The sequence below is a fragment of the Shimia sagamensis genome (assembly GCF_900182745.1).
In the GTDB taxonomy this organism is placed as follows: domain Bacteria; phylum Pseudomonadota; class Alphaproteobacteria; order Rhodobacterales; family Rhodobacteraceae; genus Shimia; species Shimia sagamensis.
In genome coordinates, this window is the sequence record NZ_FXTY01000004.1 from 295993 (window position 1) to 313762 (window position 17770).

The 17770-nt window shown below is 58.1% G+C and carries 14 protein-coding genes and 2 riboswitches; of the genes, 6 read left to right on the forward strand and 8 right to left on the reverse strand.

The features are described from left to right. Positions 1-29: 29 nt before the first annotated feature. A complete protein-coding gene (locus QOL67_RS12250; RefSeq protein ID WP_283426253.1) occupies positions 30-1439 on the reverse strand; it encodes an MORN repeat-containing protein in 1410 nt (469 codons plus the stop codon). Between the two features lie 214 nt (positions 1440-1653). On the opposite strand from QOL67_RS12250, the gene QOL67_RS12255 reads away from it, so the two are divergent. Then, positions 1654-3312: an NAD+ synthase gene (locus tag QOL67_RS12255; protein WP_283426254.1), complete on the forward strand. Its 1659-nt coding sequence runs from the start codon at positions 1654-1656 to the stop codon at positions 3310-3312. A gap of 37 nt (positions 3313-3349) precedes the next feature. Continuing rightward, the gene (locus QOL67_RS12260) at positions 3350-3697 is read left to right on the forward strand and encodes a RidA family protein (protein WP_283426255.1); all 348 of its coding nucleotides are present in this window, start codon (positions 3350-3352) and stop codon (positions 3695-3697) included. Between the two features lie 774 nt (positions 3698-4471). On the opposite strand, the gene gltX is transcribed toward QOL67_RS12260, so the two are convergent. From gltX to QOL67_RS12280, 4 genes are all read right to left on the reverse strand, one after another. Further along, a complete protein-coding gene (gene gltX / locus QOL67_RS12265; RefSeq protein ID WP_283426256.1) occupies positions 4472-5797 on the reverse strand; it encodes a glutamate--tRNA ligase in 1326 nt (441 codons plus the stop codon). A 62-nt stretch (positions 5798-5859) separates the two neighbouring features. Next, positions 5860-6288 (reverse strand): DUF1801 domain-containing protein, encoded by a 429-nt coding sequence (locus QOL67_RS12270; protein WP_283426257.1) that lies wholly within the window; start codon positions 6286-6288, stop codon positions 5860-5862. Positions 6289-6461: 173 nt separating this feature from the next. After that, a complete protein-coding gene (locus QOL67_RS12275) occupies positions 6462-7856 on the reverse strand; it encodes a magnesium transporter (protein ID WP_283426258.1) in 1395 nt (464 codons plus the stop codon). 12 nt (positions 7857-7868) lie between these two features. Then, positions 7869-8432: a gamma-glutamylcyclotransferase family protein gene (locus QOL67_RS12280; RefSeq protein WP_283426259.1), complete on the reverse strand. Its 564-nt coding sequence runs from the start codon at positions 8430-8432 to the stop codon at positions 7869-7871. A 105-nt stretch (positions 8433-8537) separates the two neighbouring features. On the opposite strand from QOL67_RS12280, the gene QOL67_RS12285 reads away from it, so the two are divergent. Beyond that, positions 8538-8993 carry an RrF2 family transcriptional regulator gene (locus tag QOL67_RS12285; protein ID WP_283426260.1) on the forward strand — a complete coding sequence of 152 codons (456 nt, stop codon included), beginning with the start codon at positions 8538-8540 and terminating at the stop codon, positions 8991-8993. Positions 8994-9011: 18 nt separating this feature from the next. Here QOL67_RS12285 and QOL67_RS12290 read toward each other — a convergent pair whose 3' ends face one another. Then, the gene (locus QOL67_RS12290) at positions 9012-9290 is read right to left on the reverse strand and encodes a hypothetical protein (RefSeq protein ID WP_283426261.1); all 279 of its coding nucleotides are present in this window, start codon (positions 9288-9290) and stop codon (positions 9012-9014) included. A gap of 387 nt (positions 9291-9677) precedes the next feature. Continuing rightward, a riboswitch (glycine riboswitch) is annotated at positions 9678-9764 on the forward strand. Continuing rightward, a riboswitch (glycine riboswitch) is annotated at positions 9765-9846 on the forward strand. Positions 9847-9932: 86 nt separating this feature from the next. Between QOL67_RS12290 and gcvT the strand changes: the two genes are divergently transcribed. The 3 genes from gcvT to gcvP all read left to right on the forward strand — a co-directional run bounded on the left by gcvT (position 9933) and on the right by gcvP (position 14427). Next, a complete protein-coding gene (gcvT, locus tag QOL67_RS12295) occupies positions 9933-11057 on the forward strand; it encodes a glycine cleavage system aminomethyltransferase GcvT (RefSeq protein WP_283426262.1) in 1125 nt (374 codons plus the stop codon). 18 nt (positions 11058-11075) lie between these two features. Beyond that, entirely contained in the window at positions 11076-11435 is a 360-nt protein-coding gene (gene gcvH / locus QOL67_RS12300; RefSeq protein WP_283426263.1) for a glycine cleavage system protein GcvH, read from the forward strand. Positions 11436-11577: 142 nt separating this feature from the next. Beyond that, positions 11578-14427 carry an aminomethyl-transferring glycine dehydrogenase gene (gene gcvP, locus QOL67_RS12305; protein WP_283426264.1) on the forward strand — a complete coding sequence of 950 codons (2850 nt, stop codon included), beginning with the start codon at positions 11578-11580 and terminating at the stop codon, positions 14425-14427. 115 nt (positions 14428-14542) lie between these two features. Here the strand turns inward: gcvP and QOL67_RS12310 are convergent, their stop codons facing one another. Beyond that, a complete protein-coding gene (locus QOL67_RS12310; protein WP_283426265.1) occupies positions 14543-17068 on the reverse strand; it encodes an ABC transporter permease in 2526 nt (841 codons plus the stop codon). Beyond that, complete coding sequence (locus QOL67_RS12315) at positions 17065-17760, reverse strand: ABC transporter ATP-binding protein (protein WP_283426266.1); 696 nt, start codon at positions 17758-17760, stop codon at positions 17065-17067. The genes QOL67_RS12310 and QOL67_RS12315 overlap by 4 nt, the downstream gene beginning before the upstream one ends. Positions 17761-17770: the final 10 nt, after the last annotated feature.

Below are 17770 nucleotides of genomic sequence, written 5' to 3' on the forward strand. Positions count from 1 at the left end.
TGCGGCTTTTCAGTGTTTGAGGCGGCAAGTCAGCCGTCGTTTTGCGCTGGCGCAGCCTCTGACAGGGTGCCGTTGGCCCAGTTGCCTTTGCGCTCTTCACCGGAAGCGTAGGTCATCGTGCCTTCGCCTTGACGCTGACCGCCTTTGAAAGTGCCCTCATAAATATCGCCATTGGCGTAGGTCGCCACGCCAACCCCGTCGATCTCGCCGGTTTTCCATTCGCCGGCGTATTTGAAGCCGTCCGGCATGACAATTTCGCCTATGCCGTTGCGCTGGCCTAAAGAGAATTGACCGGTGTAAGTGGTGCCATCGGCGTAAGTGGCAACGCCCATGCCGTGGCGCTGGCCGTCCTGCCATTCGCCTTCGTAGCGGTAGCCGTCCGCGTAGGTCATCACGCCGCGACCGTGGTTTTTGGCGTTTTTGAAGTCGCCTTCGTAGACCAGACCATTGGCGTAGATTGCCTTGCCCACACCTTCGTTCACGCCCGCTTGCCAGTCACCTTCGTAAGTCGTGCCGTCGGTGTAAGTGATTTTGCCCTGACCATCCGCAAGCCCGTCGGAAAATTGCCCGATATAAATGGAGCCGTCTGCATAGGTGACCTGGCCGTTGCCTGCGATGTCACCGTTGACCCAAGTGCCGACATAGACGTAGCCATCACTGCCTTTGAAGGTGCCCTCGCCATGGCGTTGATCTGCCTGGAAGTCGCCCTCATAGGTGTCGCCATTGGCGTAGGTCACCATGCCTGTGCCTTGGCGTTGCCCTCCCACCAGTTGGCCGACGTAGACGTCGCCATTGGGTTGGGTGAGGGTGCCATCACCTTCGATCTGGCCAGCAGCCCACATGCCTTGGTAGATCAAGCCACCAGGCATGGTCAGGCGGCCTTGTCCGGCGCGTTCACCTGCTTTGATTTCGCCGTCATAGATGGTGCCGTCAGCATAGGTGATCTTGCCGAGGCCTTCTTTGATGCCATTGAGCCAGTCACCTTCGTAACGGTAGCCAGCCGGGCTGATCATCACACCCTTGCCGTGGTGGTTGGCGTTCTGGAAGTTGCCTTCGTAGCGCACGCCATTTGCGTAGGTGGCTACGCCGGTGCCTGTGATCTTGCCATCAGCCCAATCCCCTTCGTAGGTGCCACCATCGGTGAAGGTAATTTTGCCAAAGCCATGTGGTTTGCCTTTGGCAAAATTGCCAACGTAAACCGAGCCATTGGGGAAGCGCGCCATGCCGTCGCCAACAATCTCACCATCCACCCAAGCGCCTTCGTATTCGTAGCCGTTGGGCAGGCGGTAGATGCCGGTGCCGTGTTGCAGCCCGTTCTTGAAGGTACCCTCATAGACACCGCCATCGTCATATTGTTTGGTCAGAACCTGGCTGTCCTGTGCGAAGGCGGATGTGCCTGCCAACAGGATGGCTAAGGTAAGTGCCTGAGTTCTGCTCATAATTTCCAGTCCCACTGTTGCCCCATCGGAGCATCCCCATCACCTTGCGGTGTTTTGCGTGATTTTAGGGCAAGGGTGTGATTGGGGCAAACGGTTTTGCACCTTTGGCCTGTTTTGGCGGGATTGAGCGGTTCGGGGGCAGTGGTTTGCGCTTTTCCTTGGCGCTGTGTCTGCTACATCTTTGCGCAAGTAACGCGGTGCGGGAAGAAAATTGATGGCTGATACATTCCGTTTGACACTGGCGCAGGCCAATCCGGTGATGGGTGATCTGGCGGGCAACGCCAATAAGGTGCGTGAGGTCTGGGCTGAGGCCAAGGCGGCGCAGTCCGACATGGTGGCGTTCCCGGAAATGTTCATTGTTGGCTACAACGCGCAGGATTTGATCCTGAAGTCGGCGTTGCAGGCGGCAGCATTGGCAGAGATTGAACAACTGGCCGTCGATTGTGCTGAGGGGCCGGTTGTGGCCGTGGGTGGTCCGCTGGTGCAGGACGGCGCGTTGTACAACGCTTACTTCATCCTGAAGGGTGGGAAGATTGCCCATACGCAGCTAAAGCACCATTTGCCGAACTACACTGTGTTTGACGAGGAACGCCTGTTTGCCCATGGGCCGATGGGTGGTCCGTATGATGTGAACGGCGTGCGTGTTGGCAGCCCGATTTGTGAGGATGCCTGGTTTGAGGATGTGCCGGAGACCATGGAAGAAACCGGTGCGGAGATCCTCGTGGTGCCCAATGGCTCGCCTTACTACCGCGACAAGTTTGATCGCCGCATGAACCACATGGTTGCCCGGGTGATCGAGACCGAACTGCCGCTGGTGTATCTCAACATGGTGGGTGGTCAGGACGATCAGGTGTTTGATGGCGGCTCCTTTGTGCTGAACCCCGGTGGGCAGTTAGCGACGCAATTGCCGGTGTTTGACGAGGCGGTCGCGCATGTGGAGTTTGAGCGCACCGCTGCTGGCTGGCGGTGCAAAGACGGCCCAAAGGCGTTGCTGCCGGCGGGGGAAGAGCAGGATTATCGCGTTTGTGTTGAGGCGCTGCGCGACTACATGGGTAAGACCGGCTTTAAGAAAGTGTTGCTGGGTCTGTCTGGCGGCATTGATAGTGCTCTGGTGGCGACCATTGCGGTGGATGCGCTGGGCGCGGAGAATGTGCGCTGTGTGATGTTGCCGTCTGAGTACACGTCGCAGGAGTCTCTGGACGATGCCGAGGACATCGCGAAGCGGTTGGGTGTGCATTATGACTATGTGCCAATTGCCGAGGGGCGCGCAGCGATCACCAACACGCTGGCACCGCTGTTTGAGGGCACGGAGCCGGGGCTGACCGAAGAGAACATTCAGAGTCGTCTGCGCGGGCTGCTGCTGATGGCGCTGTCCAACAAATTTGGTGAGATGCTGCTGACCACGGGCAACAAATCCGAAGTCGCGGTGGGCTATGCCACGATTTATGGCGACATGGCGGGCGGGTACAATCCGATCAAGGATATGTACAAAACCCGCGTGTTTGAGACCTCGCGCTGGCGCAACAATGTGCATCGGGATTGGATGAGCGGGCCTGAGGGCGAGGTCATTCCGGTGAACATCATCGACAAGCCGCCTTCCGCCGAGCTGCGCCCCGATCAGAAGGATGAGGACAGCCTGCCGCCGTATGACGTGCTGGATGCGATCCTGTTCATGCTGGTGGATGAGGACAAATCCGTCGCGGATTGTGTTGCCGCTGGCTATGACCGGGAGACGGTCAAACGCGTGGAGCATCTGGTCTATATCAGCGAGTACAAACGCTTCCAGTCCGCGCCCGGTGCGCGGTTGAGCAAGAAGGCGTTTTGGCTGGACCGGCGCTATCCGATTGTAAACCGGTTCCGCGATCCGAGCTGAGCGACAGAACTAACGTAGATTTATCAGAGGCTAGACCATGATTGAGCGCAAACACACGGGCACGCGGATGTCCAAAATCGTCATCCACAATCAGGTGGCCTACCTGTGCGGACAAGTTGGCGCGGGTGACACGGTTGCGGAGCAGACACGCGATTGCCTGTCTCGCGTGGATGCATTGCTGGAAGAGGCGGGGTCGGATCGTGAACATATCTTGCAGGCCATCGTGTGGCTGTCTGATATGGCGGATTTTGCCGAGATGAATGCGGTTTGGGATGACTGGGTGCCGGAAGGCCATGCACCTGCACGGGCCTGCGGCGAAGCCAAACTGGCGCGGGATGTGCTGAAAGTTGAGGTGATTGTTACGGCTGCTGTGAAGGGCGATTGAGGAGTCGGCTTTGGAGGTAGGGCTTCAAAAATCGCCCTCTCCCTGTCCAACAGCGAAAGGCCGGATTGAGGCCATTGTGACGGATGATCCGGCCATTGCGAATGTCGATCAACCGAATGGATCTGCCGTTAGGCCAACTCCTGTGTCTTCTCGTTTATCAAACAGTCCATAGTAGCAGTCTGACCCCACAACTCTGTCATTGTTCCAGACGGTTGATAGAGTTACTTCGCAGAATTTTCCCTCTACTTGCGCCCTATAAAAGCGTCTCATGTAGTCTCTGGGGTAGACTTCTTCAAATTCGCTAGCTGGTGAAATTATCGCAATGCATTCGTTGAGTTGGGATTTCAAATTGTCATTACTGTTAAGAAGATTCAGAGGGTTTCTGGACGGAGTACACCATCTTGCAGGCCCCTCGATTGATTGAATCATCGAAGCCATCTTCTCAATTCTGTTATGCGCGGATTTCGGCCAAGAGAAACGATCGCTAGACTTAAACTCAAAGACAAAGAGAACGCTAATCAAAAGCACCGCAAGGCCCACAAGCGACGGTTTCAATTTCATGGCTCCACTCCCCGAACTCAGATCGTGGGTTTTTTATGGGCGAAAGCGACACAAGTAAATGTCAGGTTGGAGCCGACAGATACCGTCGCGGCTGAGCCGACCAACGCCAGCAAGTCCGCAAAGCCGACATCTGTTCTCAAAACGCCATTTTATCGTGACCCAAAAATTTCGGCGCGTCCCTATTTTGGAACGCGCCGTTTTCTTTTAAGCGACTTAGCCGCGCGCTTTGATGACCTGCAGCAGCGGCATCAGAGAAGCCATGTCCGGGCCGTTTTTCTGACCTGTGAGGGCTTTGCGCAGGGGCATAAACAGACCGCGGCCTTTGCGGCCGGTGGCCTCTTTCACGGCGGTGGTCCAGGTGGACCATGTGTCGTCGTCAAAAGGGGCTTCGGGCAGGAGCTTCATGGCTTCGGCGATGAACTCTTTGTCCTCGTCGTCGATCTCTGGCTCTGCGCCATTGGTGTAGAGGTCCCACCATTTGCCCAGATCGTTGAGCGTGGTGATGTTGTCGCGGGTCACGTTCCAGAACCGCTCGGCTTTATCGGCAGGCACACCCACGGCGGCGATGGCGTCTGCCACCTCTTCCAGTGGCTTTTCGTGCAGCACTTTGGCGGTAAGCGGGTAGAGGTCTTGCACGTCAAACTTGGTGGGTGCTGCGCCAAATTTGGTGATGTCAAAACCGTCCGCGATCTCTTCGAGGTTGGCGCGCAGCTCCATTGGGTCGGAGCTGCCCAGACGGGCCATCAGGCTCAGGAGGGCCATCGGCTGCACGCCCGCTTCGCGCAGGTCACGCAAGGCCAGGGTGCCGAGGCGTTTGGAGAGCGCTTCGCCCTGTGGGCCGGTCAGCAGGGAGTGGTGCGCGAAGTTTGGCACCGCGCCGCCCAGAGCTTCGATGATCTGGATTTGCGTGGCGGTGTTAGTGACGTGGTCAGAACCGCGCACAACGTCGGTGATGCCGTAGTCGATGTCGTCACACACCGAAGCCAGCGTGTAGAGGAACTGGCCGTCGGCGCGGATCAAGACCGGATCGGACACAGAGGCAGCGTCAATTGAGCGGTTGCCCAAGATGCCGTCGGTCCATTCGATACGTTCGTGATCGAGCTTGAAACGCCAGTGGCCGTTGCCGCGCTCTTCGCGCAGTTTGGCTTTTTCGTCGTCCGACAGGTTCAGCGCCGCGCGGTCATAGACCGGTGGTTTGCCCATGTTGAGCTGCTTCTTACGCTTCAGATCAAGCTCGACTGGCGTTTCAAAACACTCGTAGAACCGGCCCATGTCGCGCAGTTTTTGCGCGGCGTCTTCATAACGGTCCAGACGGGAGGACTGGGTTTCGATGCGGTCCCAAGTCAGGCCAAGCCATTCGAGATCCTGTTGAATGGCGTCGACATATTCCTGTTTGCTGCGCTCTGGATCGGTGTCGTCAATGCGCAGCACAAAGGTGCCGCCAGCTTTGCGAGCGATCAGATGGTTCATCAGCGCGGTGCGCAGGTTGCCGACGTGGATGTAGCCAGTGGGCGAAGGGGCAAAACGGGTGGTCGTCATGGGAATCTCCTGTTGCGTGTTCCCATTCCACACCTTGGGTGATTTGTCCAGAAAAGCGGCAGTTAGCCTGCGTGAACCGGCCATTTGGCGTTCAGATCGGCAAGGCCGGTTTGGATCAACTCCTCGAGCACGGTGAGGTCGATGTCATCCAGCTTGTTGATGTAGAGACAAGATTTCCCAAGTTTGTGTTTGCCAACGCGGGCGAGGATGGCGCTGTAGTCCTGATAGCCGGGCATGATGTAGAGCACGAGGTTGGCTTTGCGGGGGCTGAAACCTGTGGCGAGGAAGTCTCCTTCGCGGCCGCTGTTGTAGCGGTAGTGGTATTGGCCAAAGCCAATGATCGACGGGCCCCACATGACAGGAGGATAGCCGGAGACGCGTTGAAAAAGATCGAGTAAGGCCAACGCGTCAGATTGGCGGCGGGCGGGCTTCACTGTTTGCAGGAAATCCTGCGGGGAGACGTCTGAGGGGGCGGTTTTGTTGGTGCTCATGTGGGGTTCCAGAAGAAGGGGCCAAGATCTGCGTGACGAACTGATGCAGAATGTAAGCCTTACATATTAGATATCGATTGTCCTTTCGGCGTTGCCTGGAACTGACGGCGGCGCGATGAGGTGGGTCTAAGAACGACTTTGTTGTTGACCTGTTCCGCGGAGAGATGTGTCCGTTAGAGGTAGAGCGCAGAGGCAACGAGGAAGAAGATCAGCACGCCAAACACGTCATTTGTGGTGGTGATGAAGATACCGGTTGCGACGGCAGGATCGAGTCGTAAAGATTTTAAAACAAACGGAATAACCGCACCAATTGTGCCTGCGATGGTGGTTACAAGGGTGAGGGCGCAGAGTGCTGTCAGGGCCAGATAGACTGGCGCGTGCAGCGGGATAAATTGGCTGACCAACAGGACCATAAGCGCGGTGATGCTGCCGATGGAGAGTCCGTTGAGCATGGCACCAGAAAGCTCGCGCAAGATGCGTCCGCCAAAGTCTCCGCGCCAGTTCACACCGGAGGTGAGGGACTGTACGGAGACCGTGGAGGCCTGAATACCGGCATTGCCGGCGGTGGCCATGACCACGGGAATAAAGCTGGCGAGCACGGCGGCTTGCGCCAATGCATCTTCAAAGGAACCAATCACGCCAGCGGCAAAGCCCGCGCCTCCAAGGCCGCCGAGCAGCCAAGGCAGGCGGCGGCGCAGGATGGTGAACGGGCTGTCAAACTGCGTGGTGGCGGGGGAGACGGAACCCATGCGCAGCATGTCTTCTTCTGCCTCTTCGCGGACAATTTCGCCGAGTTCACGCGGGGAGAGGCCACCAACCAGTTTGTCGGTGCTGTCGATCACTCCAATCGCGTGCAGGTTTTTGGCGCGGGCCATGGACAACACGTCTTCGCGGTCCCAGTCGGCGCTAACCAAGAGCAGTTCCGGGTGCAGGATGTCACTCAGGATCACCTCGTCGGAGGCGGCAAGCACTTCGCGGAAACGTAAGAAGCCAAGCGGTTTGCGGGCGGTGTCCACGACAAACATCATGTCAATTTTGCCAAGGTTTTGGCTGCGGGCGCGGATGTCTTGGGTCAGTTGTGCAACTGTCCAGTCTGCAGGAGCCATCAAGACGCCAAGGCGCATGACAGTGGCGGCGCTGTCGTCACGGGCTTGCAGCACAGCGGCGATTGTCTCGGCCTCAGGGTGGGCAGAAACCAGTTGTGCGGCAAAGCTGCGGGGCAGCTCGAGAAGCGTGTCGACGGCCTCATCCACGTCCATCATGGCGATGATGTTGGAGAAAGTGGTGAGCGCTGTTTCCGAGAACAGAACCGAACGCAAATCTGGGTCAAGTTCGGCCATGACCTTGAGGCCAAGAGCATCTGGGATCCAGTCAAACATCACGCGGGCGCGGGCAGGGCGCAAGTGGGTGAGCGCGGCCATTGTGTCAGCTGCGGGCCAGCCCTGGAGGGCCTCAAGCAGCGCCGCTTTGTCGTTAGCCGCAATCCAGTGATCGAGCTGCTTTAAAAGCCTGCGGTTGGCCTGTTTGCCGTCCTCTGCGTGGTCGTCGTGCCAGTTCAAAGAGGGCATTGGGGCGGACCTTTAGCTAATGAATTTTGCGCCCAAAGCGGCGAGGTGTTGATCCACGAGCGCCGTTTCCGCTTTGCTGAGCACGCGGTGGCGTGGGTATTGCGGATTCGCACGGTCATGCAGGATTGGAGCATCCCAACCTGTTGTAGTGGCGAAGAAATCCGCCACGCCTTGTTCGCCGAATTGTTGCAAATACCCTTGCACAACGACGTCCAGATAGCTGAGCAAGATCGGAAGGCGTGTGTCGGCGGATACACCAATGTCATGACGTGTGGTGTAAACCGCAATCTCGATGGGATCGATGACTGGGTGGGTGACGTTGGCTGTGCTGAGCACGCGGGTATACGCAAATTCGCGGGCATCCAATGCGCCCCAATCATCGCCGGGAACATGGGCTATGAGGCCGTCAATAGCGCAAGACTTGTCTGGTGCCGCTGTTAAGAAGGCGATGGGGCGCAAACTGGTATGACACCATTCGCGCCGCCAGCCGTTTAGGCGGGCCGGGTACGCATTCTCATAAGAATGCGTGCTGTGGTTTACGAGGCTGCCATAGCCAAAGAAATATGAGGCGGTCATGCCTCCTCCCTACACGGGTGTTGATCCATGTCAATGCTATGCGCGGCCTGCTCTGGCACAACCTCGCCACCCATCTGACCGTTGGGACGGACTGAGAGGAAGACCATGCGGATTACCAAACGGACGAATATCGCCATACGTGTGCTAATGTTTTGCACAGCGCATCGTGGCCGCTTGGTGACCAAGCATGAGATTGCCGGGGTGTGTAATGCGTCAGAAAACCATCTGGCGCAGGTTATTCACCAGCTGGCGCTAATGGGTGTGTTGAGCACGCAGCGCGGACGCAACGGTGGGTTGGAGTTAGCGCGCGAGCCGAAAGACATTGAAATTGGCGAGATTTTTCGCGCCATGGAAGCATCGGTGCCGTTGGCGGAGTGTTTTGCCGATGTGGACAATTCCTGCCCTCTGGTGGAAGCCTGTCGTCTGAAAGTTGCGTTGCAGGAGGCCGCGGAGGCGTTTTATGCACGGTTGGATAGGGTGACACTGGACTCACTGGTCTGTGACAACACGGCGTTGTTGGGTATTCTGGCACCTGAGCCCTGTGGGGCGGCCGTTGGCTGAAGCTTATACAAAGCCGGATTAGTGACGGAAGTCGATGCCTGCGAGAACAAACCCAGCTGCGATCACTACCGCCCAGAAAGCTATTGCGACATAGGCCATCCAACGTCCCTTAAATCGAGAGGGCCATCGCAGTGCGCCAACAAACAACGTTGCAAGAAGCGCCGCTGCCAGAATGACCAGGGTTCGTTCGAGGTCTGCCCCAGAAGGCAGGAATGTGAGATCCGGCAGGTTGAAGCCCAGATCGTAGCGTAATTCCCAAAGAGCCAGGCATGCCAAAAGAGTTGTCAGCAGAACCACTATTGGTCCCTCAGCTTTCCGCCCTCGCCAAAGCTGAACGCCGGCCCCAAAGGACAAAAGACCGCCGATAAAAGGGCCAACAAAGAGTATTAGGGCAAGTGCAAGCATCGGTTGTGTTCCAATTGTGGTGGCATCTTCCTAAAGGGAGGAGCAGCGGAAGCCAAGGCAGCTGCTCTATTGGAGCTTTCTGGGAAAACGGTCTGGTCATAAGTTTGGCTGAAGATGCGCAGCAGCCCTATGTTGGCATTGCAGATCAACTTGGCCCTGTGTTGTTTGCCATTGGTTCCTCGGGGGCGAATTACAGCGTGATAAGCAACTCTTATCGCGCAATAACCCGGTGCAACATAGAGGCTTGTCAGAGTTTGTTCTGCATACTACGGTGCACACCAAGGTGAATCGGGAGAACTGGACGATCCAGTGCCGAAGGAGCAACCGCCCCGGAAACTCTCAGGCCACAGGGACCGACCACCTTAGGAAACACACTCTGGAGAGTGGTGTTCGTCAGGACACCCGCCGAAGGGATAACGATCTCAGGCAATCGGACAGAGGGGGCATCGCACGCGCGGACGAACTGCGCGAAAATGGGATGCCGGATGTGACCTCCAGAACATGGACACGCCCGGAAGGAGAAGGGCGAAGTCTATGGGAGAGTTGAAGCGCACACCGCTTTATGATCTGCATATTGAGCTTGGCGCCAAAATGGTTGGTTTTGCGGGCTATGATATGCCTGTGCAATACCCGCTTGGCGTTATGAAAGAACACCTGCACTGTCGTGCGGCAGCTGGTTTGTTTGACGTCAGTCACATGGGGCAAGTTGCCTTGCGCGCCGAAAGCTATGAGGCGGCCGCCAAGGCGTTTGAAGCGCTGGTGCCGCAGGATGTGGTTGGGCTTGGCGCCGGGCGCCAACGCTATGGTTTTTTCACCAATGACGCAGGCGGGATCGAAGACGATCTGATGTTTGCCAACCGTGGCGATCATCTGTTTGTGGTTGTGAATGCGGCCTGCAAGGAAGCTGACATTGCGCGCATGGTTGCGGCATTGACGCCAGATGTGACGGTGGAAGAAATCACCGGTCGCGCACTGGTGGCTTTGCAGGGGCCAGCGGCGGAGACTGCCTTGGCACGGTTGAACCCAGCTGTTGTCGATATGGCGTTTATGGATTTCACCGAGGTTGAGCTGGATGGCGTGACCTGTTGGGTCAGCCGCTCTGGTTACACCGGTGAAGATGGCTATGAAATCTCCATTCCGGAAGCGGATGCCGCTGGCATTTGCCGCAAGCTGCTGGAGATGGATGAGGTTGAAGGCATTGGCCTTGGTGCGCGCGACAGCCTGCGCCTTGAGGGTGGCCTGTGCCTGTATGGCAATGACATCGGCACCGATACGTCCCCGATTGAAGCGGCCCTGACCTGGGCAATCCAGAAAGTGCGCCGTGCAGATGGCGACCGCGCAGGTGGGTTCCCAGGTGCCGATCGTATCTTTGGCGATCTGGCAGAAGGCGTGGCGCGCAAGCGTGTGGGTTTGGCCCCACAAGGCCGCGCACCGATGCGAGCCGGCACACAGTTGTTTGCGGCGGCTGAAGGTGGTGAGCCAATTGGCGAAGTAACCTCGGGTGGCTTTGGTCCGACCTATGAAGGTCCGGTGGCTATGGGATATGTTGGCACGGCACAAGCCGTTGTCGGAACAGAGATTTTTGGTGAGGTTCGGGGCAAGCGCATGCCCGTGACAGTGGCAAAGATGCCGCTGGTACCCGCCAATTTCAAACGTTGAGCAACAGGAGAGCAAACAATGAAATTTACCGAAGAGCACGAATGGCTGCGGGTTGAAGGCGATTTGGTGGTGGTAGGCATCACAGATCACGCCAGCGAGCAATTGGGCGACGTTGTGTTTATCGAGCTGCCGGAAGCGGGCACCGAGGTCACAAAAGACGAAGAAGTCTGCGTGATTGAATCTGTGAAGGCGGCGTCTGACGTTCTGGCACCATTGGACGGCGAGATTGTTGAAGTGAACGCGCCATTGGTCGATGAACCGGGCAAGGTCAACGATGATCCTATGGAGGGCGCATGGTTCTTTAAGATCAAGCCATCTGATTTATCCCAGATGGACGACTACATGGATGAAACCGCCTATAAAGACTTCATTGGGTAAGCGCAGCTGCGCGAGCGGGCTCTACAGGGGTCCGCTCCCCCTATGATCTTCAAAAACATGATAGGATCAGCTTTCCTGGCTGGACCGCAATCTGACTTTTTCTTCGCCGCACCTGTTGCCGCGGATTGTTGAGGAGATGAAGATGACCTTCAAACCCACCGACTATCTTCCCTATGATTTTGCCAACCGCCGTCACATCGGCCCGTCTCCCGATGAGATGGGTAAGATGCTTGAGGTGATTGGCGCTGACAGCCTTGACGCTTTGGTCGAGGACACCATGCCTGAAAGCATCCGTCAGAAAGCGCCGCTGGAATTTGGCCGTCCGATGTCTGAGCGCGAAGTGCTGCGCCACATGCGGGAAGTTGCTGAAAAGAATGACGTGCTAACCAGCCTTATCGGGCAGGGGTATTATGGCACCGTGACGCCGCCAGCGATCCAGCGTAACATTCTGGAAAACCCGGCTTGGTACACAGCCTATACGCCGTATCAGCCAGAGATTTCGCAGGGCCGTCTTGAGGCGCTGTTGAACTACCAGACCATGGTCAGCGATCTGACGGGTTTGGAGGTGGCAAACGCCTCTCTGTTGGATGAATCCACGGCCTGTGCCGAAGCCATGACCATGGCGCAGCGTGTGTCCAAGACCAAAGTCAAAGCCTTCTTTGTGGATGAAAACTGTCACCCACAGAACATTGGCGTGATGCAAACCCGCGCGGCGCCGCTGGGCATTGAAGTGATTGTCGGAAATCCGGATGATCTTGAGGCCGACAAAGTCTTTGGCGCGATCTTCCAATACCCTGGCACCCATGGTCATGTGCGCGATTTTACCGCTGAGATTGAAGCGCTTCACGCCAACAAAGCGATTGGTGTTGTGGTGGCAGATCCGCTGGCACTGACCTTACTAAAAGAGCCAGGTGCGATGGGCGCGGACATTGCCGTGGGCAGCACCCAGCGCTTTGGTGTGCCTGTTGGCTACGGTGGTCCTCACGCGGCCTATATGAGCTGTAAAGACGCTTACAAGCGGTCTATGCCGGGCCGGATCATTGGTGTGTCAATTGATGCGCAGGGCAACCGCGCTTACCGTCTGTCTCTGCAGACCCGCGAGCAGCACATCCGTCGTGAAAAAGCCAACTCCAACGTCTGTACTGCGCAGGCGCTGCTGGCGGTAATGGCGTCTATGTACGCTGTTTTCCACGGGCCAGAAGGGTTGCAAGCCATTGCGCAGCGCATTCACCGCAAGACCGCACGTTTGGCCAAAGGTCTTGAAGATGCAGGCTTCACTGTGGAGCCGGGCGTGTTCTTTGACACCATCACTGTGGATGTTGGTCTGTTGCAGCGTGGTGTGCTGCAGCACGCGGTTCAGGAAGGCATCAACCTGCGCAAGGTTGGCAAGACCAAGGTTGGCATTTCGCTGGATGAAACAGCACGTTCGCAGACCATCGAAGCGGTCTGGCGTGCCTTTGGCATTGTGCAAGAAGACGAGGACTATACCCCGGAGTACCGCCTGCCGGAGAAACTGCTGCGTGAGACCAGCTATCTAGACCACCCGATTTTCCACATGAACCGGGCGGAAACCGAGATGATGCGCTATATGCGTCGTCTGGCGGATCGCGATTTGGCGCTCGACCGTGCGATGATCCCACTAGGTTCCTGTACCATGAAGCTGAACGCCGCCGTGGAAATGATGCCGGTAAGCTGGGAAGAGTTTTCCAACATGCATCCGTTCGCGCCAAAAGATCAGGTTGCAGGCTATACGCATATGATCGACGACCTGAGCGACAAACTGTGCCAGATCACCGGATATGATGCGATTTCGATGCAATCCAACTCTGGCGCGCAAGGTGAATATGCCGGTCTGTTGACCATCGCGGCTTATCATCGCTCGCAAGGCGAAGGCCATCGCAATGTGTGTCTGATCCCGATGAGTGCGCATGGCACCAACCCGGCGTCTGCGCAGATGGTGGGCTGGAAAGTGGTTGCTGTGAAAACCGCGGAGAACGGCGATATTGACGTGGAGGACTTCCGCGCCAAAGCTGAGAAGCACGCCGAAAACCTCGCAGCTTGTATGATCACCTATCCTTCCACGCATGGTGTGTTTGAGGATACGGTGCACGAAATCTGTGGCATCACCCACGAGTTCGGGGGGCAGGTCTATATTGATGGTGCCAACCTGAACGCGATGGTGGGCCTGTCCCGTCCGGGCGATCTTGGCGGAGACGTGAGCCACCTGAACTTGCACAAGACCTTCTGCATTCCACATGGCGGCGGTGGTCCCGGCATGGGCCCCATTGGTGTGAAAGCGCATCTGACGCAGCACCTTCCGGGCCATCCGGAAACCGGTGGACAGGAAGGGCCAGTCTCAGCTGCGCCGTTTGGCTCGCCGTCAATCCTGCCAATCAGCTGGGCCTATGTGTTGCTGATGGGAGGCGAAGGTCTGACACAAGCAACCCGTGTAGCGATCCTGAATGGCAACTATATAGCCAAGCGGCTCGAAGGGGCTTTTGATATCTTGTACAAAGGCCCAACCGGTCGTGTGGCTCATGAGTGCATCATCGACACGCGTCCGTTTGCCGACAGCGCCGGTGTGACCGTGGATGACATTGCCAAGCGTTTGGTGGACAGCGGTTTCCATGCGCCAACCATGAGCTGGCCTGTGGCCGGCACCTTGATGGTGGAGCCAACCGAGTCTGAGAACAAGGCGGAGTTAGATCGCTTCTGTGATGCGATGCTTTCCATTCGTGAGGAAATTCGCGACATCGAGGAAGGCCGGATTGATGCGGAGAACAACCCGCTGAAACACGCTCCGCACACGATGGAAGACCTCGTGAAAGATTGGGATCGTCCCTACACCCGCGAGCAGGGTTGCTTCCCTCCCGGTGCGTTCCGTGTGGACAAGTATTGGCCACCAGTGAACCGTGTAGACAACGCGTGGGGCGATCGCAACTTGGTCTGCATCTGTCCGCCAATGGATGACTACGCCGACGCGGCGGAGTAAAATCTGCCGGATTGGGTGAGGGGGCCAGCCCCCTCGTTTGCCAAGGCAAGCTCACCTCCGGGGTATTTGAAGAATGAGAAAGCCGGGTTTGTCGCCCGGCTTTTTCTGTTTTGGCTTAATCGCGGGCGCGCAGGATTTGTGCGGGGCGATTGGCGAGCGAGGGCAGGGCAAACATCATGCCGGCCAACAGATTGGCCAAAATGCCTGCGGACAAGATCAACAGGGCATTGGGCCAGATCACATAGAAATCGCTTTCCATCACAAAGGTCATCACGGCCCAGCCGCCGGTGAGGCCAACGGCCAGTGCCACGGTGCCTGCGGCGGCCCCAAGCAGGGCCGCGCGCCATGCAAAGCTGCGCAGCACATGCGCGCGGGTGGCGCCGAGGGTCTTGAGGATGGCAGCCTCATAGGTGCGGGCGGCTTGGCCCGCTGCAGCGGCGCCAAAGATCACCAAGAGGCCGGTGAGCAGAATGGTTGAGGCACCGTAGGTGGTGGCATTGGCCAGTTGCGCAACAAGGCTTGAGACTTGCTCTGCGGCGTCCCGTACGTGGATGGCGGTCACGTTGGGGTATTGCTCGGACACGTCTTTGAGCAAGGTGGCTTCGCTGTCCGCATCTGCATAGACCGTGGCGATGAAGCTGTGTGGCGCGCCAGCCAGCGCGGCTTCGTTCATCATAATCACAAAGCCCATGCCCGCGGAGGAGAAATCCACCTCGCGGAAGCTGGTGACAGTGCCGGTGATGTCGCGGCCCAGAATATTGATGGTCAGACTGTCGCCGAGATTGAGGCCCATCTCAAGGGCTTCCTCTTCGGCAAAGCTGATCTGAGGTTTGCCTGTATGGTCCGGATCCCACCATGTGCCAGCGGTCAGCTTGGTGTCCTCTGGCATGGCACCGGCGTAGGTCACGCCGCGGTCGCCGCGAATGACCCAATGGTCGCCTGCAACCTCTTTGGCGGGTTGGTCATTGATGCGGGTGACCACGCCGCGCAGCATGGGGGCGGTTTCGACGTTGTGGATGGTGGGTGTGGCGTCCCAATCGGCTTGTAGTTCCGGCATTTGGTCGCGCTGGATGTCCACAAAGAAAAACGACGGGGCCACGTCTGGCAGATCGCGGGCAATGGCGTTGCGCAGGTTGCCGTCGACTTGACCGACAGTGGCAAGCACGCTGAGACCAAGGCCAAGGGAGAGCACCACAGGTGTGGTGGCGTCACCGGCGCGGCCAAGGGATTGCATGGCCCAACGGAGTTCAGGGCGCAGCCGCATGCGGGTGGCGAGGCGGCGCAGAAGTGCGCGCAGGCCGGTGGCGGCAAAGGTAAGCGCGATCATGGCGATTATCACGCCGCCAGCAAACCAGAGCGTCAGTCGGGGGGAGCCAGAAAGCCAACTGGCAAGACCCAAAAGGAGCGCGATCAGCAGACCGACCACAAAGATGTAGCGCGCGGCGGGCAAATGGCGGTTTTCCCCCAGTTGGTCGCGGAAGAGAGCACTTGGGCGGACGTTTTCGACGCGGGCTAGGGGCCAAAGGGTAAAAATTGCAGCAGCGAGGGCGCCATAGAGGGCGGCCTCGATCAGGGGGATCGGATAGAGACTGAAGTTCGCGGGGAACGGCAAGACCGACTCGATCAGCGGGCCCAACAGGATCGAGAGGAGCGCGCCTAGGGCAAGACCAAGAGCGATACCAACAAGAGAAACAAAGCCGATTTGCAGGAAGTAGCTGAGGAAGATCACACGGCGCTCAGCGCCAAGGCTGCGCAGTGTGGCGATGGTCTCGGTTTTACGCGACAGGTAAGCGCGGATGGCGGTGGAGATGCCCACGCCGCCCACGGCAAGCCCTGCGAGCCCGACGAGGATCAGGAAAGCACCAAAGCGTTCCACAAAACGGGTGATGCCTGGGGCACCGTTGCGGCTGTCGCGCCAGCGTAGGCCGGTGCTTTCGAATTTGGCGCGTGCGTCGGCCTCTAGGGTGGCTAGGTTCGGGTTTGGTGGCAGGTCTAGGCGGTAGTGGCTGGTGAAGAGCGTGCCGGCGGCGAGCAGGCCGCTGTTGGCGAGGTCTTCGGTGCGGACAAAGGCGCGGGGGGCGAAGTTGAAGCCGCCAGCGGTGTCAGGTTCGCGATCCAAGCGCGCGGTGAGGATGAATTCTTGGGTGCCGAGTTGGAAGGTGTCGCCGATGTCGAGAGACAAGCGGTCTGCGAGGAGGCCATGCAGGACTGCGCCGGGGAGGGTGTCTGAGCCAGCCAGCGCGTCTTGCCATGGGATGTCCGGTGAGATGTCGACGGTGCCAACAAGCGGATAAGCATCATCGACGGATTTGACCTGTGCGAGCGCGCGTTCGGTATCGTCAGCGCGTGGAACCACCACCATGGAGCGGAAGTCGATGATTTCGGACGTGGCTTCCGCGTTTTCTACTATCCACGCCAGCTCTTCGTCGGTGGCGCGGCGGTAGGTGAAGCTCATTTCGGCGTCACCGCCCAGAAGCGTCGCACCTTCGGCAGCGAGGCCGGTTTTAATGGCGCTGCGGACGGAGCCAATGGCGGCAATGGTGGCTACGCCCAGGATCAGGCAGGCGAGGAAGACGGCAAAACCGCGCAGACCTCCGCGGATCTCACGGCGGGCGATGCGCGTTGCGGCGGCGAGGCTCATGCAGTGGCCTCGACCGCGGTCAAAGCTGCGTCAATACGGCCGTCACGCAGACGCACAATGCGTTCACAGCGTTCTGCAAGCGTATTGGAATGGGTGACCAGAACCAGCGTGGTGTCGCGCTTGGCGTGCAGATCAAACAGCAGGTCCATGATGGTCTTGCCCGTGGATTGGTCTAGATTGCCGGTGGGTTCATCAGCCAGCAGGAGACGTGGCGAGGGTGCGCAGGCCCGGGCCAATGCCACGCGCTGTTGTTCGCCACCTGACATTTGCGATGGGTAGTGATCAGCCCGGTGGGCGAGGCCGACGGCTTCGAGTTCCGCTTTGGCTCGGTCAAGCGCATCTTTGCGGCCTGCCAGTTCCAGCGGGGTGGCGACATTTTCCAGCGCTGTCATAGTCGGGATTAGGTGGAAATTTTGGAAGACCACTCCCATGTTTTCACGGCGAAATCGTGCCAGAGCGTCTTCATCCATTGCAGACAGATCATAGCCGAGTGCAGTGATGGTTCCAGAAGTGGCGCGTTCCAGGCCGCCCATCAGCATCAGTAGCGAGGACTTTCCGGAGCCAGAGGGGCCAACAAGCGCCAAAGTCTCTCCCGCCTGCACGTCCAACGAGATGCCATGCAAGATTTCTATGCGTCCGGCATTGCTATCCAGCGCCAAAACCGCATCTTTAAGGGAGAGAATGGATGACATGAAAGAGGCC